Genomic DNA, 24,336 nt, shown 5'->3' with positions numbered 1-24,336 from the left:
ACCTCTGGTTAGTGTACTTGACTTGGACAACACGTTCGTTTTCGTCGCGATATATCTAGAAGACCGAGGAAACAGTCCGCTAAATACCGGCCCCGAAGGGCAGCAACGAAGATCAACACCTTACTCGGTATGATCAAACAATGTTGTTTGTTACTTCAAGATTACTCTTAAAGTAACTGTATCTCTCTTTACGATGTCAGAGGACTTCCGAAGAAGTCCCCGTCGTCCGATTGGACGAGCAAACAGTCTGTTGACTGCTTGCTGATCTAATCAAGTTGATGGTGGGTCGAGGAGGACTTGAACCTCCGACCTCACGCTTATCAGGCGTGCGCTCTAACCACCTGAGCTACCGACCCATCTTGGTTGGACCAGTAACTGGCCGGGTTGCCCTTCTCATCGTTGCTGCGCAACGACTGCCAGGGCGACGTGCTTTACTGCGTAAAACACTTGGTGGAGCCTAGGAGGATCGAACTCCTGACCTCCTGAATGCAAATCAGGCGCTCTCCCAGCTGAGCTAAGGCCCCAAACTTTGGAACCCTACGCACAACTGCGCAGGACCTATTATTCTGAAGAGATATGAGGACGGCTCGGTTCGAAAGTCATCTTGCGATGCTTTCATATATGAACAGCTTTGTTTGCTGTTCTGCTAAGTGTTCCATGATGATTGCGAACAATCATGGCTAGGAACATCCTTAGAAAGGAGGTGATCCAGCCGCAGGTTCCCCTACGGCTACCTTGTTACGACTTCACCCCAGTCGCTGATCCTACCGTGGCCGCCTGCCCCCCGAAGGTTAGCGCAGCGTCGTCGGGTAGAACCAACTCCCATGGTGTGACGGGCGGTGTGTACAAGGCCCGGGAACGTATTCACCGCGTCATGCTGTTACGCGATTACTAGCGATTCCGACTTCATGGGGTCGAGTTGCAGACCCCAATCCGAACTGAGACAGCTTTTTGGGATTAACCCATTGTCACTGCCATTGTAGCACGTGTGTAGCCCAACCCGTAAGGGCCATGAGGACTTGACGTCATCCACACCTTCCTCCCGCTTATCACGGGCAGTTTCTTTAGAGTGCCCAGCCGAACTGCTGGCAACTAAAGATGTGGGTTGCGCTCGTTGCCGGACTTAACCGAACATCTCACGACACGAGCTGACGACAGCCATGCAGCACCTGTCACTGCGTCCCCGAAGGGAACGTACCATCTCTGGTAGTGGCACAGGATGTCAAGGGTTGGTAAGGTTCTGCGCGTTGCTTCGAATTAAACCACATGCTCCACCGCTTGTGCGGGCCCCCGTCAATTCCTTTGAGTTTTAATCTTGCGACCGTACTCCCCAGGCGGAATGCTTAATCCGTTAGGTGTGTCACCGAATAGCATGCTACCCGACGACTGGCATTCATCGTTTACGGTGTGGACTACCAGGGTATCTAATCCTGTTTGCTCCCCACACTTTCGTACCTCAGCGTCAGTATCGAGCCAGTGAGCCGCCTTCGCCACTGGTGTTCCTCCAAATATCTACGAATTTCACCTCTACACTTGGAATTCCACTCACCTCTCTCGAACTCAAGACCAGGAGTTTAGGAGGCAGTTCCGAGGTTGAGCCTCGGGATTTCACCCCCTACTTTCTGATCCGCCTACGTACGCTTTACGCCCAGTAATTCCGAACAACGCTAACCCCCTCCGTATTACCGCGGCTGCTGGCACGGAGTTAGCCGGGGTTTCTTTACCAGATACTGTCATTATCATCTCTGGCGAAAGTGCTTTACGACCCTAAGGCCTTCATCACACACGCGGCATGGCTAGATCAGGCTTGCGCCCATTGTCTAAGATTCCCCACTGCTGCCTCCCGTAGGAGTCTGGGCCGTGTCTCAGTCCCAGTGTTGCTGATCATCCTCTAAAACCAGCTAAAGATCGTAGACTTGGTAGGCCATTACCCCACCAACTATCTAATCTTACGCGGGCCAATCCTTTTCCGATAAATCTTTCCCCCGAAGGGCGTATACGGTATTACTCTCAGTTTCCCGAGGCTATTCCGTAGAAAAGGGTATGTTCCCACGCGTTACTAACCCGTCCGCCGCTCGCCCCGAAGGGTGCGCTCGACTTGCATGTGTTAGGCCTGCCGCCAGCGTTCGTTCTGAGCCAGGATCAAACTCTCAAGTTGAAATGATCTTACGATCATATCCTTGACGTCGAACCTCTGCACATCATCCAATAGGCCTTACTGAAACCTATTGAACATTTTCTCTGTTTGTGTGCTTCAAGTTACCAAAGTAACCAGAAACCCTACAAACAGTGAAGCTGACACTCCATAATCAGCCGAAGCCTAGGAGCGTGATATGTAGAGGTTGATCCATCGAATGAACCAAACCGCCCACATATCTCTTCAGATATTTAATTTTCAAACAGCGTAGAGACAAAAGTGACTGGATGCGCCCTAACTTACTGGCGCGCCCCGCCTCAAATACCTCAAAATTTCTTATCCGCCTCTTGGCCTCTGTCTGCGTCTCCGCTTCCGTCTGGCCCGTCCGGCGTCCCGTTGGAGCGTCGCTGCTCGTCCGGTAAGGGGGGTTCTAGTGTTACTGGCTCAGACCCGCAAGCGCTTTTTTCCAGAAATGCGAAGTTTTTGTAACGCAAAACGTTTTTCCCATGTTTTCAGCCCCTTGCATCCCAATTCTTGCGCAAACACCTAACAACAAGCAGCTTTATTGCCCTGACCAAAGGGCAGCACTCACACCAACAAACGCACATCTTGTGTTATCCACAGACTTACCAACAAGACAAACAAAGACGCACACCAAAATCCCCAACACAAACGCTCCGATTCACACCAAACACACTCCGATTCCGGTGAAGTGAATCGGTGAATCGGGCGATTCACCGGAAAGGTGGTCAAAATGACTCCGCAGAATGCCCAAGATTCGATCCGCAGCGCCTGATTCCGGACCGATCTTTCGCCAGAATTCCATGGAATCGCCCCAGCCTTCGCCCCAAACGCGAAAAGCCGCCCCTTGGGACGGCTTTTACAGCTTCACTATATATATTGTCCCTCTACGCGGGGGATCTGGCGCGCCGCTTGGGCCAATATCGCAGTGCCAACAATCCAAGGATCACCGCTAAATAGATCAACGGTTCGATCTGGATGCCCTTTACCAACCATATGTAATGCACCCCGCCCAGCAACACCGCGGGATAGGTCAGCTTGTGCAGTTTGCGCCATGTCGGCCCCAGCTTACGCACCGAATAGTTGTTTGATGTGATCGCCAGGGGCAGCAACAGGGCAAACCCCGCCATACCGATGGTGATATAGGGACGTTTAATCACATCCTCGATCACACGTCCCAGTGATTGGACATCCAACACCGCCCAGATCAACAGATGAAACGCAGCATAGGTAAAAGCCAGCACGCCCAAGCTCCGGCGGAACTTGATCAGGTTGATCCCAAGATGCTGGCGCAGCGGCGTGATGCATAATCCGGCAATCAACAGCTGCAAGGCCAGCTCGCCATATTTATGCTCAAGCGGTTTGACAGGATCGGGGCCAAGGCTGCCCGTCACCGCGAGATAGAAGAAGTAAGGCGCGGGCAGAAGACATAGAATATAGACGGCCCATGTCGGGACGCGCCGCGCATTTGCGTTGATCTGATCTTTGATCCTGTCCATCAGCCCTATCCGCGCCCCTGCGACCGTTCCCGCCTATACTATATATATGCGTTAAAAATTCGTCTTCAGGTCCATGCCGTCATAAAGGGCCGCAACCTCTTTCTCATAGCCGTTAAACATTAACGTCGGCTGACGGCGCGCAAACAATCCCCCGCCGACGGCCCGTTCACTTGCTTGAGACCAGCGTGGGTGGCTCACTTCGGGGTTCACATTACTATAGAACCCGTATTCGCGCGCATTCGCCTTGTTCCAGCTGGTCGGCGGCTCTTGGTCGGTCAGGGTGATCCGCACAATCGACTTGATGGATTTGAATCCGTATTTCCACGGCACCACCAACCGCATGGGTGCGCCGTTCTGGTTCGGGATCGGTTTGCCGAAAATCCCCGTTGCCATAATCGTCAGGGGGTGCATCGCCTCGTCCAGCCGCAATCCTTCGACATAGGGCCAGTCCAGCGCAGGGAAACGCACGCCGGGCATCTCGTCCGGACGGTTCGCGGTTTCGAAGGCAACGTATTTCGCATCCGACTGCACACCGGCCATCGTCAGCAGGTCGGCCAGTTCAAAACCATTCCACGGGATCACCATCGACCATGCCTCAACACAGCGGAACCGGTAAATCCGTTCCTCGATGGTCATCGCCTCCATGATGCTTTCCATGGAATAATCACCCGGCTTGTCGACCATCCCGTCAATCGTGACCTTCCAGGGCGAAGTGGTCAGCGTATGGGCATTGCGGGCCGGATCGGTCTTGCCGGTGCCGAACTCGTAAAAATTATTGTACTGGGTGATATCTTCATAGCTGTTGGGCTCAAGCGCGTCTGCGGCCTGCGCCGCTCTGCCAATGCCCGCCAATCCGACACCGGCCGCCAGTCCCGCCATCACCTGCCGCCGGTTCAGAAATGCCCGGTGCGGGGTGATATCGCTATGGGTAAGTGTATTGGTCCAACGGTGCGCCATGCGGAATGCTCCTTTTGCGTGTCCCCAAGAACCTAAGAGCTGCGCCGGCTTTGACCAAGGATTTCGCCGATCATTTCAATAACCACACCGGATTGTCAGATGTCACAGGCCAAGCAACCCTGGCAGCTGGTCCATATCGTCAAATAATGCCGTGCAATGGGGCGACAGATTTTCCGCATCCGTCTCGGCGCAAAACCCGAAACACCGCATTCCCGCAGCCGCCCCTGCCCGCGCACCTGTCGCACTGTCTTCAATGACCGCACAGTCTGCCGGATCAACCCCGGCAACATCCGCAGCCTTGAGATAAACATCAGGGGCCGGTTTTGCAGCAGCACAGTCATGCGCGCTAAAGATCCGACCTGCCAAACGGTTCTTCACCCCGCACCGGCCCAATGTCACGTCCATCTTTGCGATCGGCCCGTTTGAACATGTCGCATAGCCGATACCCGCCGCATCCAACCTGTCCAACAAGAGCACAACACCCGGAATGATCTCGCAGTCGGCAGCCAATCGCGCGAACAGTTTTTGGTTGAACTGCGCCACCCAATCCGACGGCAATTCCGCCCCCATCTGCCGCGCGGTCTGCATGACACCCGCCATGGTGCCGCCGACAAACATCCGCCCCACCTCCTGCGCGGGGATAGCCAGACCATACCGGCCCAGCTCTTGCGACAACAAGTTATGCGTCAACGTCTCGCTGTCGACCAGAACGCCATCACAATCGAATAATACATATTTTGCTTTCCACATAGGGACCTCAAACCACAACATGCCCCTTGGCACCACAAAAAAGGCCGACGTAATCCGCCGGCCTTTCTTTCCTATGTGTCGAGAGGATTAATGCACGGTGGCATCGTCAGGTTTGGGCCGGTTACTGGCCGCGATCCGGTCGCCAATGATCAACCCGTCCGCACCTGCACTGACCTCGATCCGGTCGCCATCGCGTACATCACCCGACAACAGCATCTCGGCAAGCGGGTTCTGTAGCGTCCGCTGAATGACCCGTTTCAAAGGCCGCGCACCGAATACCGGATCATAGCCTTCATCAGCCAACCACTGTCGCGCACCATCGTCCAAAGCCAGATCAATCTTGCGACCGGCAAGCCGTTTCAGCAAACGACCCAACTGGATATCGACGATCCCTGCCATGTCCTCGCGGGCCAGACGGTCAAAGATCACAGTCTCGTCCAGACGGTTCAGAAACTCGGGGCGGAAGTGCGCCCGCACCGCATCCATCACGTCGCGCTTTGCGGCCGCCATATCACCGCCATCGGGCAGTTGGCTCAGCGCTTGCGCCCCAAGGTTCGACGTCAGAATGATCAGCGTCTGCTTGAAATCAACCGTGCGGCCCTGACCATCGGTCAGCACCCCATCGTCCAAGACCTGCAACAGAACGTTGAACACATCCGGGTGGGCCTTTTCGACCTCATCAAACAGCACAACCTGATAGGGCCTGCGCCGCACCGCTTCGGTCAAAACACCGCCCTCGTCATACCCGACATAGCCGGGAGGCGCACCGATCAGCCGGGCCACCGCGTGTTTCTCCATGAACTCCGACATATCAATCCGCACCATCGCGTTGTCGTCATCAAACAGGAACTCGGCCACCGCCTTGGTCAGCTCGGTCTTACCCACGCCAGTTGGCCCAAGGAACAGGAAGCTGCCCAGCGGGCGGTTTTCATCGTTCAGACCAGCCCGCGCACGGCGCACCGCATTGGCCACCGCCGTCACCGCAGAATTCTGCCCGATCACACGACCATGCAACTGGTCTTCCATCCGCAAAAGCTTGTCCCGCTCACCTTCCAGCATCTTGCCCGCCGGAATACCTGTCCAGCGTTCAACAACACTGGCGATCTGGTCAGGGCGTACGGCCTCTTCGACCATCATTCCCTCTTCGCGGGACTCCGCCGCCTCAAGGTCTTTTTCAAGCTGCGGGATCACCCCGTAAGACAGCTCGCCCGCCTTCGCCAGATTGCTTTCACGTTTGGCAATTTCCAACTCGGCGCGGGCCTGATCCAGCTTTTCCTTGATGTCACGGGCACCGGCCAGCTTGTCGCGTTCAGCCTGCCAGCTTGCCGTCATCTCGGCGGATTTCTCCTGCAAATCGGCCAGATCCTTTTGCAAGGTCTCAAGCCGGTCTTTCGACGCCTGATCATCCTCCAGCTTCAGCGCCGCCTCTTCGATCTGCAATTGCATGATCTGGCGGTCCAGCGCGTCAAGCTCTTCGGGCTTGCTGTCCACTTCCATGCGCAACCGGCTGGCGGCCTCGTCCATCAGGTCGATCGCCTTGTCCGGCAGGAACCGGTCGGTGATGTAGCGATGCGAAAGCGTTGCCGCCGCAACCAAAGCACTGTCGGCAATGCGCACACCATGGTGCAGCTCGTATTTCTCTTTGATGCCGCGCAGGATGGAAATCGTGTCTTCCACCGTTGGCTCCTGCACAATCACTGGCTGGAAACGCCGCGCAAGGGCTGCGTCTTTTTCAACATGTTTGCGATATTCGTCCAGCGTGGTCGCACCGATACAGTGCAGCTCACCCCGCGCCAGCGCCGGCTTCAGCAGGTTGGACGCATCCATCGCGCCATCCGCTTTGCCTGCGCCCACCAGCGTATGCATCTCGTCGATGAACAAGACGATCTCGCCCGCCGCTTCGGTCACTTCGGTCAGCACCGCTTTCAGCCGTTCTTCGAACTCGCCGCGATATTTCGCCCCAGCAATCAATGCGCCCATATCGAGGCTCAGCAGCTTCTTGTTGCGCAAGGACTCTGGCACGTCACCGTTGACAATGCGCAGGGCCATACCCTCGGCAATCGCGGTCTTACCCACGCCCGGCTCCCCGATAAGCACCGGATTGTTCTTGGTACGACGGCTCAAGACCTGCATTGCGCGGCGGATTTCCTCGTCGCGCCCGATAATTGGATCAATCCGGCCCTCTTCGGCCCGCGCCGTCAAATCGGTGCTGTATTTCTTTAACGCCTCATAACCGTCTTCAGCACTTGCAGTATCTGCCGTGCGCCCTTTGCGAATGTCATTGATCGCAGTGTTCAACCCCTGCGCCGTGACCTTGCCCGCCTCAAGCGCCGCCTTGGCGCCGGATTTGATCATGCACAGCGCCATCAGGATGCGTTCGACCGGCACAAAGCTATCACCAGCCTTTTTCGCCAACGCCTCCGCCTCGGCCAGAACCTTGGTGGTTGCATTGTCCAGATAGACCTGCGCCGCATCACCCGTCACCTTGGGCAGTTTGCCCATCGACAGCTGTAGTGCCTCGCGTACCCGATTGGCATCCGCACCTGAGGCAGAAATAAGATTGCTGGCCAGCCCCTGATCATCATCCAGCAAAGCCTGTAGGATATGCTCGGGTGTCAGCCGTTGGTGGTTCTCGCGTGTTGCGATGGTTTGCGCCGCTTGGATGAACCCGCGCGACCGCTCCGTGAACTTGCTCAAGTCCATGGTATCTCTCCTTTTTACAAGCGCCCGGTTGTGTTGCGCCCGCTTGGCGGCACGCATATTTTTGGGCCTCATGATTAATTTGGGAAGCCCGCCCGCAGGTTCAAGTAGACCAACCTGTAAATCTGGTCATTTTCCGCCCGCGCCTCCCGCGCAAGCAGGGCCGAACGTCACCCCAAAGCGATAAGATCACCTTCGGGATATACCTTTATGATATGCGATGCCATATCACCCAAGTGCGAAACAACATCCGCCGTCACCACATCGTTAATCGCCGTGGTCTCGTTATCAATGAAGGTTAGGGGCATTTTCATTGGGTACAACATGCGCCCAAATTTCTGCTGGGTTAAACGAACGTAAAATCCTAACCACCCGATAAAATCAGGGCAATTTCGCGCCGGCCTCTCCAACCCTGAGTTCAGCCCTCCTTTATCCCGCGCCTCTGCTCAGGGGCACAAACCAGAGCTTTTTCCCCTTATCTCACCCCGGAGCCTTGGCGCAGAGTGACCCTAAGGCCCAACAAAAGGGTCAGGCACCGGAGGCGTAAAATGCAGATCACGAAAGTTACCCCTGAAATGATCAGGTACAATCCCGTCACCAATATGTTCGAGGCGAATGTCGAACTCAGGGCGGACAGCAGCGTATACCACTACCCCTGTGCGGTTGAGGGGGCGCTGATGATGCCCTTGGCCATGGCGGCATTCAAGCTGACACAGCAGGCCAAACACCGCCACGCGGACGGCGACAGCCTGCACACCTACAGAGAGGAACACACCGCGCAAGCCGAGCTGACAGCAGAAGGTCAACACCTGAAAACTGCCGCCTGAACCGCGTTCGCGCGCGGCCACAGCACGCATCTTCCTCACATCTACATTTGGCCGGTCATTATACGTGGCCGGCCACGGCTTTTCTGGGGCATGGCAATGGACAGTTCCGCCGCCGACACGTATGTCGGGGCCGTTTGCACATTTCCCAGCAGGAGCCTGCCCCATGTCTACCCCCGTATCCGATGACCGCCTGATCGTTGCCCTTGATGTTCCCAACGCTGTTGCCGGGCTTGATCTTGCCGCGCGGCTTGGCGATGCTGTTTCATTTTACAAAATCGGATTGGGCATGCTGACCGGTGGCGGGCTGGCGCTGGCCAATGAGTTGAAACAGGAACAGGGCAAACGTATTTTTCTGGATATGAAACTGTTCGACATCGGTGCAACTGTTGAGGCCGCAGTGCGGGGGCTTGCACAATTCGATCTGGATTTCCTGACCGTGCATGGTGACCCGCATGTGGTGCGCGCCGCCAAGGAAGGTGCCGCAGGCAGCAATCTGAAAATCCTCGGCGTAACCATCCTGACGTCGCTGGACCGCTCTGATCTGGACGCCTCTCTGATCCAGCATGGCGATCTGGCCGATCTGGTGCTGACCCGCGCCGCCCGTGCGCTGGATGCCGGTGCCGACGGTGTCATTGCCTCCCCTCAGGAAGCTGCCGCAATCCGCGCTCTGCCCGAGGCCCAGGGCAAGCTAATCGTCACACCCGGTGTGCGCCCGCAAGGGGCCGAGCTTGGCGATCAAAAGCGCGTTGCGACACCGGCACAGGCCATCGCAAACGGGGTTGATCACATCGTTGTGGGCCGCCCGATCTGGCAAGCAACCGATCCAGCCGCCGCCGCCAGCGCCATTATTGACGAGCTTTCGGCCTGAAAAAATTCAACCTCTGACTGTAGCAATAACAGCACAATGGTCGAATTGACCCCTTGGTCAGGAAATCCTGGCTATGTGATTGGCCGTGTTGGTGCTACGCTTTTAACAGGTGATACTCCCCGACGAACTCGATCTTCCTGATGTTCGTCACCTTTCCCCCGCTTAAGGCAGCGGGGGCTTTTCTTGGCAGGCAGTTCGCCCATCTGCTCAAAGTAAAGACGCAAGCGGTCTTGGAAGGCTGTTATCCCTTTGGGATGACGCAGAAACTCTGCAACCTCCATCATCCGCCATTCCTGCCCTTCATCGCCAAACACAATCCTTTCTGACGCATCAGAGCGCAGGCGGGCCACAAAGAACCACACCGGATCACCTGTGTTTTCTTGCAAAAATCGTCGCTTCCACAGGACATTTTCGGGCAACACGGTCAGGCCCAGCTCTTCGTGGCATTCACGTTGCACGCAATTAAACAGCGTTTCCTGCCCTTCGCGACCGCCCCCGGGCAGGTCCCACTGGCCTGCAAACGGCAATCCCGGCAGATCGTCACGCAGGATCACCACAAGCCGCTGCCCCAAAAACAAGGCCATTTTTGCGCCGGTAAATCCCGTTTCATCCTCTGTGTTCATTCCTCGCCGTCCCCGTTAACCTTGCGCGTGAACCTTCTTGTCTTATTCCGGTGTCCCGCCATGGCTGCCCTTTGCCGCGATTGCCTGTCCCAGATTGCCCCGGCACGACGCTGTCCCGCCTGTGGCAGCCCGCGTGTTCTGGTGCATGACGAACTCGACAGCCTGTGTATCGCGCATATGGATTGTGACGCCTTTTATGCCTCAGTTGAAAAACGTGACAACCCCGCGCTGAACGGCAAACCGGTGATCATCGGCGGCGGCCGGCGCGGCGTGGTCTCGACGGCCTGCTATGTTGCGCGAATTCGCGGGGTGCGCTCGGCCATGCCAATGTTTCAGGCGCTCAAGCTGTGCCCCGAGGCTGTAATCATCAAGCCCCGCATGGATGCCTATGTCGAGGCATCCCGTGCCATCCGCGCGATGATGGGGGAACTGACCCCCGCCATCGAACCCCTGTCACTGGACGAAGCCTTTCTGGACATGACCGGCACCGCCCGTTTGCATGGCGCGCCACCTGCGGTGATGCTGGCGCGGTTGGTGCGGCGGATGAAAGACGAACTGGGGCTGACCGGTTCGATTGGTCTGAGCCACAATAAATTCCTCGCCAAGGTCGCGTCGGACCTCGACAAGCCGCACGGGTTTTCCGTCATCGGCAAGGCAGAAACCGCCGATTTCCTGCGGGATCGTCCGGTAAAACTGATCTGGGGCGTCGGTGCCGTGTCACAGATGTCACTGGACAAGGCCGGCATCCGCACATTTTCCGATCTGCTGCGCTGGGACAAGGCTGATCTCGTCGCGCGGTTTGGCGGCATGGGCGAACGCCTTTGGCATCTGGCGCGCGGGCAGGATCACCGCCGGATATCGGCCAATGATCCGGTGAAATCTGTTTCCAAGGAAACCACCTTTAACCAAGACACCTCCGATCCCGATATCCTTGACGGGCACTTGTGGCGGCTGTCCGAACAGGTGGCTGACAGGGCCAAAGCCAAGGAGATTGCCGGGCGCATTGTCACGCTGAAACTGAAACGGGGAAACTTCACCGGTCTGACGCGGCGCGTCACCCTAAGCGACCCGACGCAGCTGGCTGACCGGATTTACCGCACCGCCCGCGCCCTGTTTGATCAATTGGACGAAACCGGCCCCTACCGGTTGATCGGAGTGGGTATCTCCGACTTATGCCCTGCCGAAGGGGCGGATATGGCTGGTGATTTGCTGGATCCGGACGCCGGCCAGCGCAGCAAAGCGGAACGAGCCACAGATGCCATCCGGTCCCGCTTCGGGGCTAAGGCCATCGTCAAGGGACGGGCTTTGCGCTAGCGCATAGGGCGGTAAACTGCGCCAAGGCGATCCGCGTGATTTCGGCGATTTCCACTTCGGTCGGAGGCGGCAAGGTGCCAATCACCCGCCGGATTTGACGATCCCCTACGAGCAAATGCATGAACACCCCGCCGATGTCCCCGTCTTGGGGCGGTTGCAGTTGCCCTTCGCGGATGGCCTGCGCCAATAGATCTTTGATGAGAGGCAAGACATCCTCGCGCCCGCCCTTTGCCAAAAGCTGCCCCAAGGCGCCTGTCGGGTCAGAAGCCGCCGCACGGTTCAACGCAATCGCCCGTGGCCCCAACAACATCCCCAGCAGCACCGGTGCAACCTGTGTCAGCCGCGTCATTGGGTCGGCGTGCCCCTCCGCCGCTTTTGTCAGCTGCTTGCGAACCAAATCGGCATTCGCTTGCACCATGCTTTCGAACAACCCGTGTTTGTCACCATACCAACGGTACAGGGTTTCATTCGATGCCTTGGCGCGTTTGGCCACCGCCAACATGGAAGTGCCATCGAATCCCAAAGTATCGAACAGCGCATAAGCCTCTTCCTCTATCTGGGCCTGCCGTGCCTGCCGTTTCTCTGTGCGCATTCCTATATCCCTGCATCGCTTGACAAACATCCGTACATAACGATACGGATATGTAAAGACGTACACATTAATACGGCTATTGGAGATGCCAGATGAAATCCCTCACGATGCCCCTTTGCCTGATCAGCCTTTTGTTAACGGCGGCGCTGTTCGGTTTCTTTTATGCTTGGGTCTGTTCAACCATGTGGGGGTTGGACGCGGCTGATCCACGTGTGGCAATCGCCGCGATGCAGGCGATGAATGGCTCGGTGCGCAACGCGGTCTTTGCGCCGGCGTTTTTCGGCACGCCGGTTGCCCTGCTGGTTACCACGGCCTTGCTGGCGGCCACCTCCCAACGTGGCGCATGGCCTTGGTTCGCGATGGCTACGGCCTTATCGGCCCTGCTTGGCGTGGCTCTTACAATGGCCATCAACGTGCCCATGAACGAAGAACTTGCGCGAATCACCATCCCTCAGGACATAGATACCGCGCGCGCACTGTGGTTGGCCTATTCGCCCGACTGGCAGTTCTGGAACCAGATGCGCACCGTTGCGACGGGCGTGGCGGTTTTGTGCATCGGTGTCGGGTTCACACGGCTGAACCGCAGCTGATCCGTTATTCAGCGGCCAGTGGCACCCGCCCGAGCCCGATTTGCGCCACCTTGGCCACGACCTCCCGCAGGGCACGCTGCACGGTTTCGAAATCCCCATTCGGGCGAATCAGCTTTTCGTTCATATAAAGCGAGCGATCAATTTCCACCTGCACCGCATGCTGGGCCTGCGCCGGACGCCCGTAGGCCTGGGTGATATAGGCCCCGGCAAAAGGCGTGTTGCGGGTGACAACAAAGCCCGCAGCACATAGAGCGGCCTCGACACGGTCGACAACCTCTCCTGCGGCTGCGGTGCCGAACCGGTCGCCCAGCACAATGTCAGGACGTTTCACCCCGGACCGTGCAACGCTGTCCATCGCCTCGTGCGGCATGGAATGGCAATCAATCAACACCGCCTGCCCATGTCGCTGATGGGCCGCATCCAACAGGGATTGCAGCTTTTGATGGTAGGGATGCCAATAAGATTCGATTCGCCGCTGCGCCTCTGCAAGGGTCAGCTTGCCGCGATAAATGGCACGCCCGTTGGCCACAACGCGGGGAATCACTCCCAACCCTGACGCAATACGCGGATTATGCCCGCGCCGGCGCACCCCTTCGATCAGGGCGGGATCCAGTTCGCCAGCCGACCGATTAAGATCGACAAAAGCCCGCGGTGCCCCTGCTTTGATAAAGGCTGCCCCGTATTCCGGGGCGCAATCGAACATCTGATCCACAAATGCGTCCTCGGAAGAGCGGATCACATGTTGATCCAGCATGGTTGAGCGCAAAAACGTCCAAGGATAGTCGCGCCCAGAGTGGGGCGAGGCGAAAACCACGCAAGAACGGTCTTTTACCGGTAAAACGACGTCATATGCTGACTTGGGCATAGTTTCCCCTCTGTGCCTTTGCTCAGGCTTGATCGGTCTTGCGCCGCCCGTTTATTGGGATTCGCCTGAAAACAGGACGCATCAATAATCGAATAATGCGGCTATTCTAAGCAGATGCAATGTAGATCATAAGGGGAATCGGATACGCTAAGGCGGTATTTTTACAAGTTACTGCAATTGCCCTGAAACCCTGCAAAACACGCGCTGATCCCTGTGGAGCTTGCCCTGGTGGCGTTGCGCAGTTTGACTGTGACGCTCACAAGATCAACCGGCCCTGTGCCGAAAGCCATCCAATTTCAGGGAATGCCAAAAGCCCTCTTGATCGTCGCGCCGCAACCTTTTATAGCGACCCAACCGGCGCGGTATTTCGCGCCCCGTTTTTTTTGGGGCCAGAGATTTGCGCAGGAAAGTGGGTGATTAGCTCAGCGGTAGAGCACTTCGTTGACATCGAAGGGGTCACTGGTTCGATCCCAGTATCGCCCACCACGAAATTCACTGGCCCCAACGCCTTCCTGGGAAGGTTGGCGGGGTCGCCCGTAACCCGGCGCTGGTCCTCGTCTTATGACGAAGGCGGGGCCAAAGATGGAAAGGTTGGAACATGAAAGTTCGCAATTCGCTCCGCTCGCTCAAGAACCGGCACCGTGATTGCCGCGTTGTGCGTCGCAAGGGCCGCGTTTACGTGATCAATAAAACGCAGCGCCGGTTCAAAGCCCGCCAGGGTTGATCCCGCGTTTATCTCGGGCTGATCCTTTCCGCCTGATAGGTTAACTTACAAAAGGCTGCTCCTGCTTGGGGCGGCCTTTTTGCTGTGGGGTTACTGACTGCGGACCGCAGTAGTACTGCCGACAGCGCCAACCTGCAATCTGGCCAAACACTGCGACTTTCCTCTGCCAATCTTGGCTTTTGTGGCTGTGATGCCGCCTATTTCTGCGGCTGGCCCGCAATCCTCTCGCGCCACTGGCCAAGCGCACGGTCGCCAGCCGTGTCATCCCCAAGCAGCTGGCGCTCCATATGCTGCGCCATGTACAATCCAAACGCGAGGCTGGCAGTGTTTTCCGGATCATGGCCAAGGGCTTGCGCCGTGTTCGCCTCCTCCACAGTCCGAATGATCACGCCGCGCCATATCGTCATCCAATGCTCAAGCCGGTCCCTCACCCGACCGTCCAAACCATCAAAATCAAAGGTGGCCGCGATAAACTGACATCCCCCGGGGCGGTCAGCATGTTGAGACCATGCAATCCAGCAGGCCATAATCGCCTCCAAACGCTTTTTACCGGCCTGATACGCCAAAGCAGGTTCCGCAACCTCAGATCGAAAGCGGCCTGCGACGGCGTCAATAACCGCGATCTGCAAGGCCTCTTTTGATCCGAAATGCGCGTTCAGCCCGCTCTTGGAAAGCCCGCAGGACTGGGCCAACCCACCAAGGGTAAGAGAATCTATACCAATCAGACTCGCCTCACGCTGGGCAATATCCAATATCCGCGCACGGGTCCGCTCGGCTTTCGTCGGCGATCCGGAACTTCCGTTTTCTTGCATCAACTGCTCCTTCCCCAGAGCTACCAGCCCCGCCTGCGCGCTGTGGCTTGCGTATTGTGACCGAACCATTAAAAAAGCACGACCGTTCTATTAATGTGAGTTTCTCTATGCAAATCGCTCTTGTTCTCTATCCCGGCTTTACCGCTCTCGACGTACTCGGCCCTTATGAGGTACTCAAGATGCTTCCCGGCGTCGATCTGCGCTTTGTCGCCCACGAGGTCGGCCCGGTGGTCACCGACCGCGGCATCCTCGTCGTTGCCGCAACCCATACTTTCGATGAAACCCCTGCACCTGATATGGTTCTGGTGCCCGGATCAGAAGCGCAAACCGCCATAGCCGCCGCTGACGGCACCCTTACCAAATGGCTGCGCCAAGCCCATGTTGGAACACGGTTTACCACCTCGGTCTGTTCCGGTGCTGTCGTCTTGGGCGCCGCCGGATTGCTGAAAGGTCTGCCCGCGACAACCCACTGGGCGGCCATGGACGTATTGAACCGTTTCGGTGCCATTCCACAGCCAGACAAGCGGGTCGTAACCTCTGGCAATATCTGGACCGCGGCAGGGGTTTCAGCGGGAATCGACCTTGCTTTCTCCTTGGTCGAGGTCATTGCAGGCCGCGAAACAGCCGAGCGCATTCAGCTCATTATCGAATACGACCCCCAACCGCCTCAAGACGCAGGCCATATGTCGAAAGCCACTGCAGATGTCGCGGAGACAGCGCGCGCCGAGATGGCAAAATTGTCACGCAATCCAATGAACGCTGTTGCCCTCAGCAAGCTGGTTTGGCGCAAGGCGATAAGCAAGGCGCGAAAGGCCCACGGGTGACACGACAAAGGCAATGGGGACGCAAGATAGGAATTCAAAACCTGTCAGGGGTAATCCTGCGGCATTACGGGCGGAACCACTCGGCCTGATACGAAAAACTTGAAACAGGCCGCTCTTTCCTGGGGTGGCCTCTGATCGCAAGGCAACGATCCAGTTGTATCGCCCATCTGTACAAGATATATCACCGCTGTCTGAAATGGAGATTTCATGTCCCGGTAAGGAAGGGAGGCAGCGCGCCTCCCGGTGTAAATCAAACGTTCAAAAATGACACCGTCACTCTGTTTTGACGGTGCCCGTTGATTTGCAATTCCCTCCTTACCAGCACGGCGCAAGCCCAACTTGTGACCGAGACATGAAAGTTGACCTACCATGACACGGGATTACTCCCATTTCCTTTTTGCGCGTCCACCGGGCGCTGAAACCAACACCGCGGCTGACCCCTTGCAATCCCTAGGCTGGCAGCCATTCTTTGCCCAACAGGTCAGCGTCGATGACCTGACCTCCACACCACCTGTCCGCGTTGTGGAAGTGCATCGCAACGCGGTGCATGTCCTTGGCGAAGATATTGACACATCCCTGCCCCCCAGATCCGATGTAACCGTCGGTGACTGGCTGATGCTGGACCCCGCGCGCCCGCGTTCCAGCAAGGTTCTTGAGCGCAAAAGCCTGATCAAACGCCGCGCACCGGGCACGGACCGTCAGGAACAGCTAATCGCGGCAAACATCGACACGGCTTTTATCGTTACGTCGTGCAATCTGGATTTCAACATTGCCCGGCTCGAACGCTATGTCGCCTTGGCGTTTGAGGCGCAAATCACACCGGTTATTGTTCTAACAAAGGCCGACCTCACCTCTGACTCGCAAGGGTATATCGAGGCGGCGCGCGGCGTGTCAGAGATGGTCGATGTGCTGGCCCTTGATGCCCGCGGGAGCGCACCGAAAAGCGATCTGGCCAATTGGTGCAGGCCGGCAAAAACCGTTGCATTTCTCGGCTCGTCCGGGGTCGGTAAATCCACGCTGGCCAATGCACTGCTTGACGGTCAATCCATCCAAACCCAAACGATCCGCGAGGACGATGCCAAAGGCCGCCATACGACAACGCGGCGCGAACTTCATGCGATGCAGAATGGCTGCCTGATCCTCGACACCCCCGGCATGAGAGAGCTACAGCTGACCGATGCGGCAGATGGCATTAATGACCTGTTCGCCGATATCCAAGAGCTGGCCGTGCAATGTCGGTTCAAGAACTGTCAGCACGAGACAGAACCGGATTGCGCGGTGTTGCAAGCCATCCAAAGCGGTGCCTTAGAAGCCGCACGGCTGACAAGATGGCGCAAACTTTTGGCGGAAGATGCGTTTAACTCGGCCAGCCTCGCCGAACGCAGGTCGCGCGACAAATCATTCGGCAAAATGGTTCGTGACATCAAAAAGCTCAAAGGCATCAGAAGGTAAAGCAATGATGCCGCCCTGCACGTTGCTAAGACGGGCTTGAGCATCAGACATCGAAAGTGGTTCGCGGTAAAACGCGGATCACCCCCAAACCAAAAGTGCGCGTCATCGGCCGCCGCCATTGGCTCAATCCACCACCTCACCAGACCGCCCCTTACCTCAACACATAATCTTGAGCAGCCCTTTCCACCAACCCCTCTGGCCCTTCGCAACCGAACCATGCAAGTTGCAGTGGAACACATAACCCAAGCGAGGCCGCGATGACCGACACCCCCGAATATACCCCGCCGAAAGTCTGGACATGGGATTCTGAATCAGGTGGCAAATTCGCCTCGATCAACCGCCCCATCGCCGGAGCCACCTCTGAAAAAGACCTGCCTGTGGGCAAACACCCGTTGCAGCTTTACTCCCTCGCCACACCAAACGGCGTCAAAGCCACGATGATGTTGGAAGAGCTGCTGGCGGCAGGCCACAACGGTGCGGAATATGACGCATGGATCATTGATATTTCCAGCGGAGACCAGTTCGGTTCCGGCTTTGTCGACGTAAACCCCAACTCCAAAATTCCTGCACTGATGGATCACAGCGGCGACACCCCGCAACGGGTGTTCGAATCCGGCTCGATCCTGCTTTATCTTGCGGAAAAATTCGGGGCCTTCCTGCCAACCGACCCGGCGCAACGCACCGAAGCGCTTAGCTGGCTGTTCTGGCAAATGGGCAGCGCGCCCTATCTGGGTGGCGGTTTTGGCCATTTTTACGCCTATGCGCCCGAAAAGTTTGAATACCCGATCAACCGTTTCGCGATGGAAACCAAACGCCAGCTTGACGTGATGGACCGCCATCTTGCCGAAAACGAATATTTCTCTGGCGGTTATTCCATTGCCGATATCGCGATCTGGGCATGGTATGGACAGCTGGTGCTGGGCCGGCTCTATTCCGCGGCTGAATTCCTTGATGTGACCTCATACAAAAACGTCATGCGGTGGGCCGAAGCGATTGATGCCCGTCCCGCCACCACACGCGGGCGCATGGTCAATCGGGCCTTTGGAGATGACCTGTCACTGCAACTGCACGAACGTCACGACGCTTCGGACTTTGACACCAAAACGCAGGACAAGATCGAAGCCGCCAAGGGCTGAACCGGCGTAATGGTACAAAAAACAATAGACGGGGCGTATGTCGCGTTTCAGTGTCAGGGGTGCGCCGCAAATGGTGTGCCCCTTTTTCATGGATGACGTGATGCACCCCGCTTTTGATCCACAACCAACCCTCACCGGCGCAACCCTGCACATGCGCCCCCTGCATGGTGATGACCTTGACCCGCTTTATGACGTGGCCAAAGATCCCGCAGTCTGGGCCGGCCACCCCGCCAAGGATCGTCATCAGCGGACGGTATTCACCCCCTATTTCGACATGCTGCTAGACAGCCAATCCACACTGGCCGCCACCCTTATCACTACAGGTCGGGTGATCGGCTGTTCCCGTTATTACACGCCCCCGCAACAGGACGGTGGCATCTCTATCGGCTTTACGTTTCTGGGCCGTGACTGGTGGGGCGGTGCCAGTAACCTTGAGATGAAATCGCTCATGCTTGGCCATGCTTTCGCCCAAGTGGATCGTGTCTGGCTGCATATTGATCCGGGCAACATCCGCTCGCAACGGGCCACCGCCAAACTGGGCGCAACACGTGTCAGTGAAGGGGCGCTGCGGTTGAACGGCAAGGATGGCACCTGGCAAAGCTGGGTGGTAGAGCGCGCGACATGGCAACAGCGTACCGCCGCACAGGCCTGATCGCCGCACCTATCGACGGCGTCCCACCTGACGGCAAATCAAGATCACCGGCAGCAACCCCATGGCCACGATCACCAGTGATGGCACGGCTGCCCCGTCCAGCCGTTCATCGCTTGCCAGCCGGTAAGCCTGCACGGCCAATGTGTCAAAGTTGAACGGCCTCATGATCAACGTCGCGGGCAGTTCCTTCATCACGTCGACAAAGACGATCAACAGCGCGGTCAGCAAAGACGGCGCAAGTATCGGCAAATGCACGCGGCGCAATGTACCTACCGGCGTCTGCCCAAGCGAACGGGCGGCGGCATCCATATTGACATGCACCATCGCCTGTCCGCCCTCATAAGCCCCCAGTGCCGCCGCCAGAAACCGCACCATATAGGCCGCAACCAGCAACCATATTGAACCGGTGACCAGCAGCCCGGTCGAGATGTCAAATGTGGCGCGCATCCAGGCATCCAGCGCATTGTCAAACATCGCAAAGGGCACCATCAACCCCACAGCGATCACCCCGCCCGGCACCGCATAGCCCAAACGCGCAACATAACCGGTACTGCGCGACACACGTCCCGGCCTCAGCCGCTGGAAAAACCCGACAGCAATCGCCGCGGCCACCGTCACAATTGCCGCGACCGCCGCCAGCGTCAACGAATTGCGAATGAATCCAAGGTAACGCGGGCTGAGCAGGTTCTGCTCTGATCCCAACCCCATGCTGAACAGCACAAATATCGGTAATACCGCCCCGAACAGCACCGGCACACCGCATAGCACCTGCGCACAAAGCGCCGGCCAGCCAGTCAATTCGATCGGTGCCATTTGTTGTGCCTGTCGCGCCGGATCGTGGTACTTGGCACGCCCCCGTTGCATCCGCTCCAGCATCGCCAACAGCAGGGCGAAACTCAGCAAACACAGGGCCAGTTGCGCCGCCCCCGTTCGGTCAAACAACGAGAACCACGCGGTATAGATGCCGGTGGCAAAGGTCTGTACACCGAAATAGGCCACCGTGCCAAAATCCGCGATTGTTTCCATCACCGCCAGCAAAACACCCGCCGCAATCGCGGGACGGGCCAGTGGCAGGCTGACTTTGAAAAACGCGGCCCACGGGCTTGACCCAAGGGCCCGCGCTGCCAGAAATGTTGTACCGCTTTGTTGCAGGAACGCAGCCCGCGCCAACAGATAAACATAAGGATACAACACCAGCGTGAGCATAAGGGCCGCGCCGCCCAGTGATCTGATGTCTGGAAACCAGTAATCTCGCGGTCCCCACCCCATCACATCGCGCAGTGTTGTCTGCACAATCCCGGGGTGGTCAAAAACATTGGTATAAGCATAGGCCAGCACGTAGGCCGGAAAGGCCAGCGGCAGTACCAATGCAATCTCCAACACGCGCACCCCGGTAAACCGTGTCATCGTAACCAGCCACGCCGCCCCGACACCGATACAAAACGTCCCCAAAGACACCAGTAAAACCAGCGCCAGCGTGGTGCGGGTGTATTCCCCCAATACCGTATCAACCAGATGGCGCACCGTTTCCGTGCCCCCGCCAAAGGCGGCCAGCCCCACAGCAACCATCGGCAAGGCACAGACCACCGCCGCAAGAATGGCAATCAGGGACAGCCCGCGCAGCCCGTCGCGGGGTTTCATCGGGCGCTGTTCTGGGTCGGTCACAGAGGTCATACCTCTATTTCGATGATTTCAGTCAGGATTACCAGAGGCGGCGCAGATCACGCAGACCACACAGGTCATTGAAGACATGTGTTTTGCGATAACGCTGGCAAGGCCCCAAGTTGAGGTCATGACACAGCGCGGCACATCACCCGCCTGAAACATCCCAGAAAGGAAAATGAGATGAAACTGATCTTCGCAACAACCGCCATCGCCCTCGCCGCCAGCACCGGCTTCGCAGCTCAAAGCGGGCACCCAACAGACACCGCCGCCCTCGCCCAGAGTGAAGCCCCGGTTGCCCTAAGTTCCCGCAACATATCAGAACGCGAACGCAAGGTGCATGACGGCACCTATGTCAGCACCGACAACGACAGCCGTTGATCAAAGAGGGCGCGGGTCTCCAACTGCGCGCGCGCCCTCCGCCCCTGGCCAATGGTCCGGAACCCAACCTCCTACCCCATCGACATTGAGGTCAGACGCGCGCTCTTACGTAACGAAAGACTACCGTTTTTTGAAGGATCGGCCCTAGGTTTGGAAAACGGGAGAAGACACATGCCACATATTGGTGCCGACGTTACTTTGAACGAACCAGCCTTGGTGCACGATACCGCTCTTCTATACGGAAAAGTCACTGTTGGTGCCGGGTCGTCAATCTGGCCCTATGTTGTGACACGTGCGGAAATGCATGAAATTGTGATCGGCGAGCGGACCAATATCCAAGACCACGTTATGATCCACGTTGGTTTTGCGACGCCAACCATTGTCGGCGATGACTGCTCCATTACCCACCGCGTTGTTCTGCATGGGTGTGAAATCGGCGACAGGGTGCTGATCGGGATTGGCGCAACCATTATGGACGGTGCCAAGATCGGCAGTAATTCCATTGTCGCGGGCCATTCGATCGTGACGGAAGGGTCGGTTTTCCCGAAGAATTCGATCATTGCCGGCAGCCCGGCCAAGCTGATCAAGACTGTCGACAATGCGGCCGCGAACCTGCGGAACGCGGCCTTTTACCATTTGAACGCCAAAAACTATGCAAATGGGATTGATCGGCTGTCACTGGACAACATCAAGCAACTGCAAAGCTAGACCCAGGACTCGATTGCGTTTCAAGGAAGACTTGCCCCCTTTTTCACGCCCCATCCTTCTGAACGAACCTGGAAAGGGACGCGTGAGGTGTCAGGTCAACCTCGAATAGCCTTAGTCATAGCTGCGCTGATCCTCGATCACCAATCCGTCTTTTGGCAAAGTGCCCGGCGCGACGACTACAACCTGCCCTTTCAGCTTGAGCAGTTGCGCCACCGACTGTCCGTAGGCCTTTGCATCATCTTGCGGGCTTTCGATGTGAACGGTCATTACGTCCTGTTCACCTGTGCGGCTGGCGACAACACGGGCCTTGGTGATCTCGTCATGATGCGCGACAAGGGCGGCCACCTGTTCAGGGCGCACAAACATGCCCTTGATCTTGGTTGTCTGATCAGCGCGGCCCATCCAGCCTTTAATGCGCCGGTTACTACGGCCACAGGGCGACGGGCCGGTCATAAAGGCCGACAAATCACCGGTCGCGAAACGGATCAACGGGTAATCAGGATTCAGGGTTGTCACCACAACCTCACCCACTTCGCCCTCTGCCACAGGGGTGCCGGTGCCCGGTGTGACGATCTCGACAATCACCCCCTCGTCCAGAATCATCCCTTCCATTGCCGCACTCTCGTAGGCGATGTTGCCGACATCCGCAGTAGCGTAACATTGCAGGCAGGAAATCCCGCGATCAATGTAATACTGGCGCAGCGACGGGAACAACGCACCACCGCCAACAGCAGCCTTGGTGATGTTCAGGGTCACCCCCATCTCGTCCGCTTTTTCCAGAATGATCTTGAGGTAATCGGGCGTGCCCGCATAGGCCGTCGTCCCCACATCCCGCGCGGCTGTGACCTGCAATTCCGTCTGCCCCACACCAGCAGGCAGCACCTTGGCACCAACCGCACGCGCGCCACTTTCAAACATGTGGCCCGCCGGGGTCAAATGATAGCCGAAACAGTTCTGCACAATATCATCCGCACCCAGACCAGCGGCATGTAAAAAACGCCCCATACGAAACCAATCCCCGCCAGAGCCACCGGGCTCATAAATCGGGCCGGGTGACTGGAACACATGGGTGATGTTCTGGACATTGATCCCGCCGAACGGCGGCTTGGCCTTCTGCGCTTCGGTTAGGTCGGATTTACGCAGCACCGGCAACTTGGCCAGATCGGCCAGACTGCTCAGTGTTTCGTTAACATTGGTGCGCACCAGCTGTTCTTGCAAGGCGGCCAATTGCGCAGCCTCGCGGGCATCCGCGCTGCGGGTTTCCAGATCGTCAAAATATGTGTCAGCCATGGCTTTTCCCCATCAGGGTGGACAAGACGCCCACCTTTCGGGCGCTGCAAAATGTAGATAGGGCGTTGGCCCCTGCGTGGCGTCAGGACAACCAGCGTTTGCGGCGGCGATAGGACCGGACATCGCGAAAGCTTTTGCGGCCCTCATCCGACATGCCCAGATAGAACTCTTTAACATCTTTGTTTTCGCGCAGGTCCGCAGCGGGACCATCCATCACAACCCGACCGGATTCCAGAATGTAACCGTAATGCGCAAAACGCAGGGCAACATTGGTATTCTGTTCGGCCAGAAGGAAGGTCACCCCTTCCTTTTCGTTGATCTCTTTCACGATGTTAAAAATCTGCTCAACCAGCTGCGGGGCCAGGCCCATGGACGGCTCGTCCAGCAGGATCGTCTCAGGCTTGGACATCAAGGCGCGGCCAACCGCACACATCTGCTGTTCACCACCCGAGGTATAGCCGGCCTGCGATTTACGCCGTTCGCGCAAACGCGGGAAATAATTATACACCATTTCCAGATCTGCGGCGATGGCACCTTTGCCGTCCGAACGGGTATAGGCCCCGGTCATCAGGTTCTCTTCAATCGTCAGGTGTTCGAAACAGTGACGGCCTTCCATCACTTGCACGACACCTTTTTTCACGGTCTCGGCAGGGTCGGCATAGGCAATGTCCAGACCGCGATATTTGATCGAGCCCTTGGTCACTTCGCCGCGTTCACTGGCCAGCAGACCGGAAATCGCCTTGAGCGTCGTGGTCTTGCCCGCGCCGTTACCGCCCAGCAAGGCGGTGATCCCGCCCTTGGGCACATTCAGGCTGACGCCCTTCAACACAAGGATCACGTGGTTGTAGATCACTTCGATATTGTTGACCTCCAACACGTTCTCTACCTGTGTGGCGGCGGCTTTTGCGTCATCCAGCATGGGGCAAACCTCTCAAAAATTCAAAAGAACCCC

The 24,336-nt window shown here is 57.3% G+C and carries 23 protein-coding genes, 3 tRNA genes and 1 rRNA gene; 12 read left to right on the top strand and 15 right to left on the bottom strand.

The genetic code is table 11. From position 1 onward, the window contains the following. Nucleotides 1–279: 279 nt before the first annotated feature. From HKX44_RS13375 to HKX44_RS13340, 8 genes are all read right to left on the bottom strand, one after another. Nucleotides 280–356 (bottom strand) — tRNA-Ile (locus HKX44_RS13375). A gap of 92 nt (nucleotides 357–448) precedes the next feature. Further along, nucleotides 449–524 (bottom strand) — tRNA-Ala (locus HKX44_RS13370). 172 nt (nucleotides 525–696) lie between these two features. Continuing rightward, nucleotides 697–2,158, bottom strand: a 16S ribosomal RNA gene (locus tag HKX44_RS13365). Between the two features lie 887 nt (nucleotides 2,159–3,045). Beyond that, nucleotides 3,046–3,657, bottom strand: coding sequence for a protein-methionine-sulfoxide reductase heme-binding subunit MsrQ (msrQ, locus tag HKX44_RS13360; RefSeq protein WP_276151819.1), 612 nt, complete (start codon nucleotides 3,655–3,657; stop codon nucleotides 3,046–3,048). A 51-nt stretch (nucleotides 3,658–3,708) separates the two neighbouring features. Next, entirely contained in the window at nucleotides 3,709–4,614 is a 906-nt protein-coding gene (msrP, locus tag HKX44_RS13355; protein ID WP_276151818.1) for a protein-methionine-sulfoxide reductase catalytic subunit MsrP, read from the bottom strand. 102 nt (nucleotides 4,615–4,716) lie between these two features. Further along, nucleotides 4,717–5,364 (bottom strand): HAD family phosphatase, encoded by a 648-nt coding sequence (locus HKX44_RS13350; RefSeq protein ID WP_276151817.1) that lies wholly within the window; start codon nucleotides 5,362–5,364, stop codon nucleotides 4,717–4,719. Between the two features lie 87 nt (nucleotides 5,365–5,451). Then, on the bottom strand, nucleotides 5,452–8,067 hold the full coding sequence (gene clpB, locus HKX44_RS13345) for an ATP-dependent chaperone ClpB (RefSeq protein ID WP_276151816.1): 2,616 nt from the start codon (nucleotides 8,065–8,067) through the stop codon (nucleotides 5,452–5,454). Nucleotides 8,068–8,234: 167 nt separating this feature from the next. Beyond that, nucleotides 8,235–8,378 carry a hypothetical protein gene (locus tag HKX44_RS13340; RefSeq protein WP_276153137.1) on the bottom strand — a complete coding sequence of 48 codons (144 nt, stop codon included), beginning with the start codon at nucleotides 8,376–8,378 and terminating at the stop codon, nucleotides 8,235–8,237. A gap of 234 nt (nucleotides 8,379–8,612) precedes the next feature. Here HKX44_RS13340 and HKX44_RS13335 point away from each other — a divergent pair, with 234 nt between their 5' ends. Next, nucleotides 8,613–8,891, top strand: coding sequence for a hypothetical protein (locus HKX44_RS13335; protein WP_276151814.1), 279 nt, complete (start codon nucleotides 8,613–8,615; stop codon nucleotides 8,889–8,891). A gap of 163 nt (nucleotides 8,892–9,054) precedes the next feature. Next, nucleotides 9,055–9,759, top strand: a complete 705-nt coding sequence (gene pyrF / locus HKX44_RS13330) for an orotidine-5'-phosphate decarboxylase (protein WP_276151813.1) — start codon at nucleotides 9,055–9,057, stop codon at nucleotides 9,757–9,759. A gap of 71 nt (nucleotides 9,760–9,830) precedes the next feature. Here the strand turns inward: pyrF and HKX44_RS13325 are convergent, their stop codons facing one another. Next, entirely contained in the window at nucleotides 9,831–10,382 is a 552-nt protein-coding gene (locus tag HKX44_RS13325; protein WP_276151812.1) for an NUDIX hydrolase, read from the bottom strand. Nucleotides 10,383–10,442: 60 nt separating this feature from the next. On the opposite strand from HKX44_RS13325, the gene HKX44_RS13320 reads away from it, so the two are divergent. Then, entirely contained in the window at nucleotides 10,443–11,696 is a 1,254-nt protein-coding gene (locus HKX44_RS13320) for a DNA polymerase IV (protein ID WP_276151811.1), read from the top strand. Here the strand turns inward: HKX44_RS13320 and HKX44_RS13315 are convergent. Continuing rightward, nucleotides 11,674–12,288 (bottom strand): TetR/AcrR family transcriptional regulator, encoded by a 615-nt coding sequence (locus tag HKX44_RS13315; protein WP_276151810.1) that lies wholly within the window; start codon nucleotides 12,286–12,288, stop codon nucleotides 11,674–11,676. The two genes, HKX44_RS13320 and HKX44_RS13315, sit on opposite strands and share 23 nt — an antisense overlap. A 92-nt stretch (nucleotides 12,289–12,380) precedes the next feature. On the opposite strand from HKX44_RS13315, the gene HKX44_RS13310 reads away from it, so the two are divergent. Further along, the gene (locus HKX44_RS13310) at nucleotides 12,381–12,878 is read left to right on the top strand and encodes an anthrone oxygenase family protein (protein ID WP_276151809.1); all 498 of its coding nucleotides are present in this window, start codon (nucleotides 12,381–12,383) and stop codon (nucleotides 12,876–12,878) included. A gap of 4 nt (nucleotides 12,879–12,882) precedes the next feature. On the opposite strand, the gene HKX44_RS13305 is transcribed toward HKX44_RS13310, so the two are convergent. After that, nucleotides 12,883–13,743 carry an N-formylglutamate amidohydrolase gene (locus tag HKX44_RS13305; protein WP_276151808.1) on the bottom strand — a complete coding sequence of 287 codons (861 nt, stop codon included), beginning with the start codon at nucleotides 13,741–13,743 and terminating at the stop codon, nucleotides 12,883–12,885. A gap of 411 nt (nucleotides 13,744–14,154) precedes the next feature. Here HKX44_RS13305 and HKX44_RS13300 point away from each other — a divergent pair. Beyond that, nucleotides 14,155–14,229 (top strand) — tRNA-Val (locus tag HKX44_RS13300). A 112-nt stretch (nucleotides 14,230–14,341) separates the two neighbouring features. Further along, complete coding sequence (ykgO, locus tag HKX44_RS13295; protein WP_005850168.1) at nucleotides 14,342–14,467, top strand: type B 50S ribosomal protein L36; 126 nt, start codon at nucleotides 14,342–14,344, stop codon at nucleotides 14,465–14,467. Between the two features lie 197 nt (nucleotides 14,468–14,664). Here ykgO and HKX44_RS13290 read toward each other — a convergent pair whose 3' ends face one another. Continuing rightward, nucleotides 14,665–15,279 carry a TetR/AcrR family transcriptional regulator gene (locus HKX44_RS13290; RefSeq protein WP_276151807.1) on the bottom strand — a complete coding sequence of 205 codons (615 nt, stop codon included), beginning with the start codon at nucleotides 15,277–15,279 and terminating at the stop codon, nucleotides 14,665–14,667. Nucleotides 15,280–15,386: 107 nt separating this feature from the next. Between HKX44_RS13290 and HKX44_RS13285 the strand changes: the two genes are divergently transcribed. From HKX44_RS13285 to HKX44_RS13270, 4 genes are all read left to right on the top strand, one after another. Further along, nucleotides 15,387–16,103: a DJ-1/PfpI family protein gene (locus tag HKX44_RS13285; protein WP_276151806.1), complete on the top strand. Its 717-nt coding sequence runs from the start codon at nucleotides 15,387–15,389 to the stop codon at nucleotides 16,101–16,103. A gap of 369 nt (nucleotides 16,104–16,472) precedes the next feature. Next, nucleotides 16,473–17,555 carry a ribosome small subunit-dependent GTPase A gene (gene rsgA / locus HKX44_RS13280; protein WP_276151805.1) on the top strand — a complete coding sequence of 361 codons (1,083 nt, stop codon included), beginning with the start codon at nucleotides 16,473–16,475 and terminating at the stop codon, nucleotides 17,553–17,555. 257 nt (nucleotides 17,556–17,812) lie between these two features. Continuing rightward, on the top strand, nucleotides 17,813–18,691 hold the full coding sequence (yghU, locus tag HKX44_RS13275; protein WP_276151804.1) for a glutathione-dependent disulfide-bond oxidoreductase: 879 nt from the start codon (nucleotides 17,813–17,815) through the stop codon (nucleotides 18,689–18,691). A 37-nt stretch (nucleotides 18,692–18,728) separates the two neighbouring features. Then, nucleotides 18,729–19,343, top strand: a complete 615-nt coding sequence (locus tag HKX44_RS13270) for a GNAT family N-acetyltransferase (protein ID WP_276151803.1) — start codon at nucleotides 18,729–18,731, stop codon at nucleotides 19,341–19,343. A gap of 9 nt (nucleotides 19,344–19,352) precedes the next feature. On the opposite strand, the gene HKX44_RS13265 is transcribed toward HKX44_RS13270, so the two are convergent. After that, entirely contained in the window at nucleotides 19,353–20,984 is a 1,632-nt protein-coding gene (locus tag HKX44_RS13265; RefSeq protein WP_276151917.1) for an iron ABC transporter permease, read from the bottom strand. A gap of 204 nt (nucleotides 20,985–21,188) precedes the next feature. Between HKX44_RS13265 and HKX44_RS13260 the strand changes: the two genes are divergently transcribed. Further along, nucleotides 21,189–21,386 (top strand): hypothetical protein, encoded by a 198-nt coding sequence (locus HKX44_RS13260; RefSeq protein WP_276151802.1) that lies wholly within the window; start codon nucleotides 21,189–21,191, stop codon nucleotides 21,384–21,386. Nucleotides 21,387–21,557: 171 nt separating this feature from the next. Beyond that, nucleotides 21,558–22,094, top strand: coding sequence for a gamma carbonic anhydrase family protein (locus HKX44_RS13255; protein WP_276151801.1), 537 nt, complete (start codon nucleotides 21,558–21,560; stop codon nucleotides 22,092–22,094). Nucleotides 22,095–22,205: 111 nt separating this feature from the next. Here HKX44_RS13255 and HKX44_RS13250 read toward each other — a convergent pair whose 3' ends face one another. Continuing rightward, entirely contained in the window at nucleotides 22,206–23,384 is a 1,179-nt protein-coding gene (locus HKX44_RS13250; protein ID WP_276151800.1) for a phenylacetate--CoA ligase family protein, read from the bottom strand. 82 nt (nucleotides 23,385–23,466) lie between these two features. Further along, nucleotides 23,467–24,303 carry an ABC transporter ATP-binding protein gene (locus HKX44_RS13245; protein WP_276151799.1) on the bottom strand — a complete coding sequence of 279 codons (837 nt, stop codon included), beginning with the start codon at nucleotides 24,301–24,303 and terminating at the stop codon, nucleotides 23,467–23,469. Between the last annotated feature and the right edge of the window lie 33 nt (nucleotides 24,304–24,336).

It is taken from the genome of Sulfitobacter sp. M05 (assembly GCF_029285175.1).
In the GTDB taxonomy this organism is placed as follows: Bacteria; Pseudomonadota; Alphaproteobacteria; order Rhodobacterales; family Rhodobacteraceae; genus Sulfitobacter.
Note: the sequence above shows the minus strand (reverse complement) of the source record. Positions and strands in the feature narration are given on the sequence as shown.

Excerpts from the sequence above, each read along its gene's own strand:
- HKX44_RS13270 (WP_276151803.1), top strand. The coding sequence starts at position 18,729 with ATGTCGCGTTTCAGTGTCAGGGGTGCGCCGCAAATGGTGTGCCCCTTT.
- HKX44_RS13250 (WP_276151800.1), bottom strand. The coding sequence starts at position 23,384 with ATGGCTGACACATATTTTGACGATCTGGAAACCCGCAGCGCGGATGCC.
- msrQ (WP_276151819.1), bottom strand. The coding sequence starts at position 3,657 with ATGGACAGGATCAAAGATCAGATCAACGCAAATGCGCGGCGCGTCCCG.
- msrP (WP_276151818.1), bottom strand. The coding sequence starts at position 4,614 with ATGGCGCACCGTTGGACCAATACACTTACCCATAGCGATATCACCCCG.
- HKX44_RS13305 (WP_276151808.1), bottom strand. The coding sequence starts at position 13,743 with ATGCCCAAGTCAGCATATGACGTCGTTTTACCGGTAAAAGACCGTTCT.
- HKX44_RS13285 (WP_276151806.1), top strand. The coding sequence starts at position 15,387 with ATGCAAATCGCTCTTGTTCTCTATCCCGGCTTTACCGCTCTCGACGTA.
- HKX44_RS13310 (WP_276151809.1), top strand. The coding sequence starts at position 12,381 with ATGAAATCCCTCACGATGCCCCTTTGCCTGATCAGCCTTTTGTTAACG.
- HKX44_RS13350 (WP_276151817.1), bottom strand. The coding sequence starts at position 5,364 with ATGTGGAAAGCAAAATATGTATTATTCGATTGTGATGGCGTTCTGGTC.
- HKX44_RS13320 (WP_276151811.1), top strand. The coding sequence starts at position 10,443 with ATGGCTGCCCTTTGCCGCGATTGCCTGTCCCAGATTGCCCCGGCACGA.
- HKX44_RS13340 (WP_276153137.1), bottom strand. The coding sequence starts at position 8,378 with ATGAAAATGCCCCTAACCTTCATTGATAACGAGACCACGGCGATTAAC.
- HKX44_RS13260 (WP_276151802.1), top strand. The coding sequence starts at position 21,189 with ATGAAACTGATCTTCGCAACAACCGCCATCGCCCTCGCCGCCAGCACC.
- HKX44_RS13315 (WP_276151810.1), bottom strand. The coding sequence starts at position 12,288 with ATGCGCACAGAGAAACGGCAGGCACGGCAGGCCCAGATAGAGGAAGAG.
- ykgO (WP_005850168.1), top strand. The coding sequence starts at position 14,342 with ATGAAAGTTCGCAATTCGCTCCGCTCGCTCAAGAACCGGCACCGTGAT.
- HKX44_RS13265 (WP_276151917.1), bottom strand. The coding sequence starts at position 20,984 with ATGAAACCCCGCGACGGGCTGCGCGGGCTGTCCCTGATTGCCATTCTT.
- clpB (WP_276151816.1), bottom strand. The coding sequence starts at position 8,067 with ATGGACTTGAGCAAGTTCACGGAGCGGTCGCGCGGGTTCATCCAAGCG.
- HKX44_RS13290 (WP_276151807.1), bottom strand. The coding sequence starts at position 15,279 with ATGCAAGAAAACGGAAGTTCCGGATCGCCGACGAAAGCCGAGCGGACC.
- HKX44_RS13325 (WP_276151812.1), bottom strand. The coding sequence starts at position 10,382 with ATGAACACAGAGGATGAAACGGGATTTACCGGCGCAAAAATGGCCTTG.
- HKX44_RS13335 (WP_276151814.1), top strand. The coding sequence starts at position 8,613 with ATGCAGATCACGAAAGTTACCCCTGAAATGATCAGGTACAATCCCGTC.
- HKX44_RS13255 (WP_276151801.1), top strand. The coding sequence starts at position 21,558 with ATGCCACATATTGGTGCCGACGTTACTTTGAACGAACCAGCCTTGGTG.
- rsgA (WP_276151805.1), top strand. The coding sequence starts at position 16,473 with ATGACACGGGATTACTCCCATTTCCTTTTTGCGCGTCCACCGGGCGCT.
- pyrF (WP_276151813.1), top strand. The coding sequence starts at position 9,055 with ATGTCTACCCCCGTATCCGATGACCGCCTGATCGTTGCCCTTGATGTT.
- HKX44_RS13245 (WP_276151799.1), bottom strand. The coding sequence starts at position 24,303 with ATGCTGGATGACGCAAAAGCCGCCGCCACACAGGTAGAGAACGTGTTG.
- yghU (WP_276151804.1), top strand. The coding sequence starts at position 17,813 with ATGACCGACACCCCCGAATATACCCCGCCGAAAGTCTGGACATGGGAT.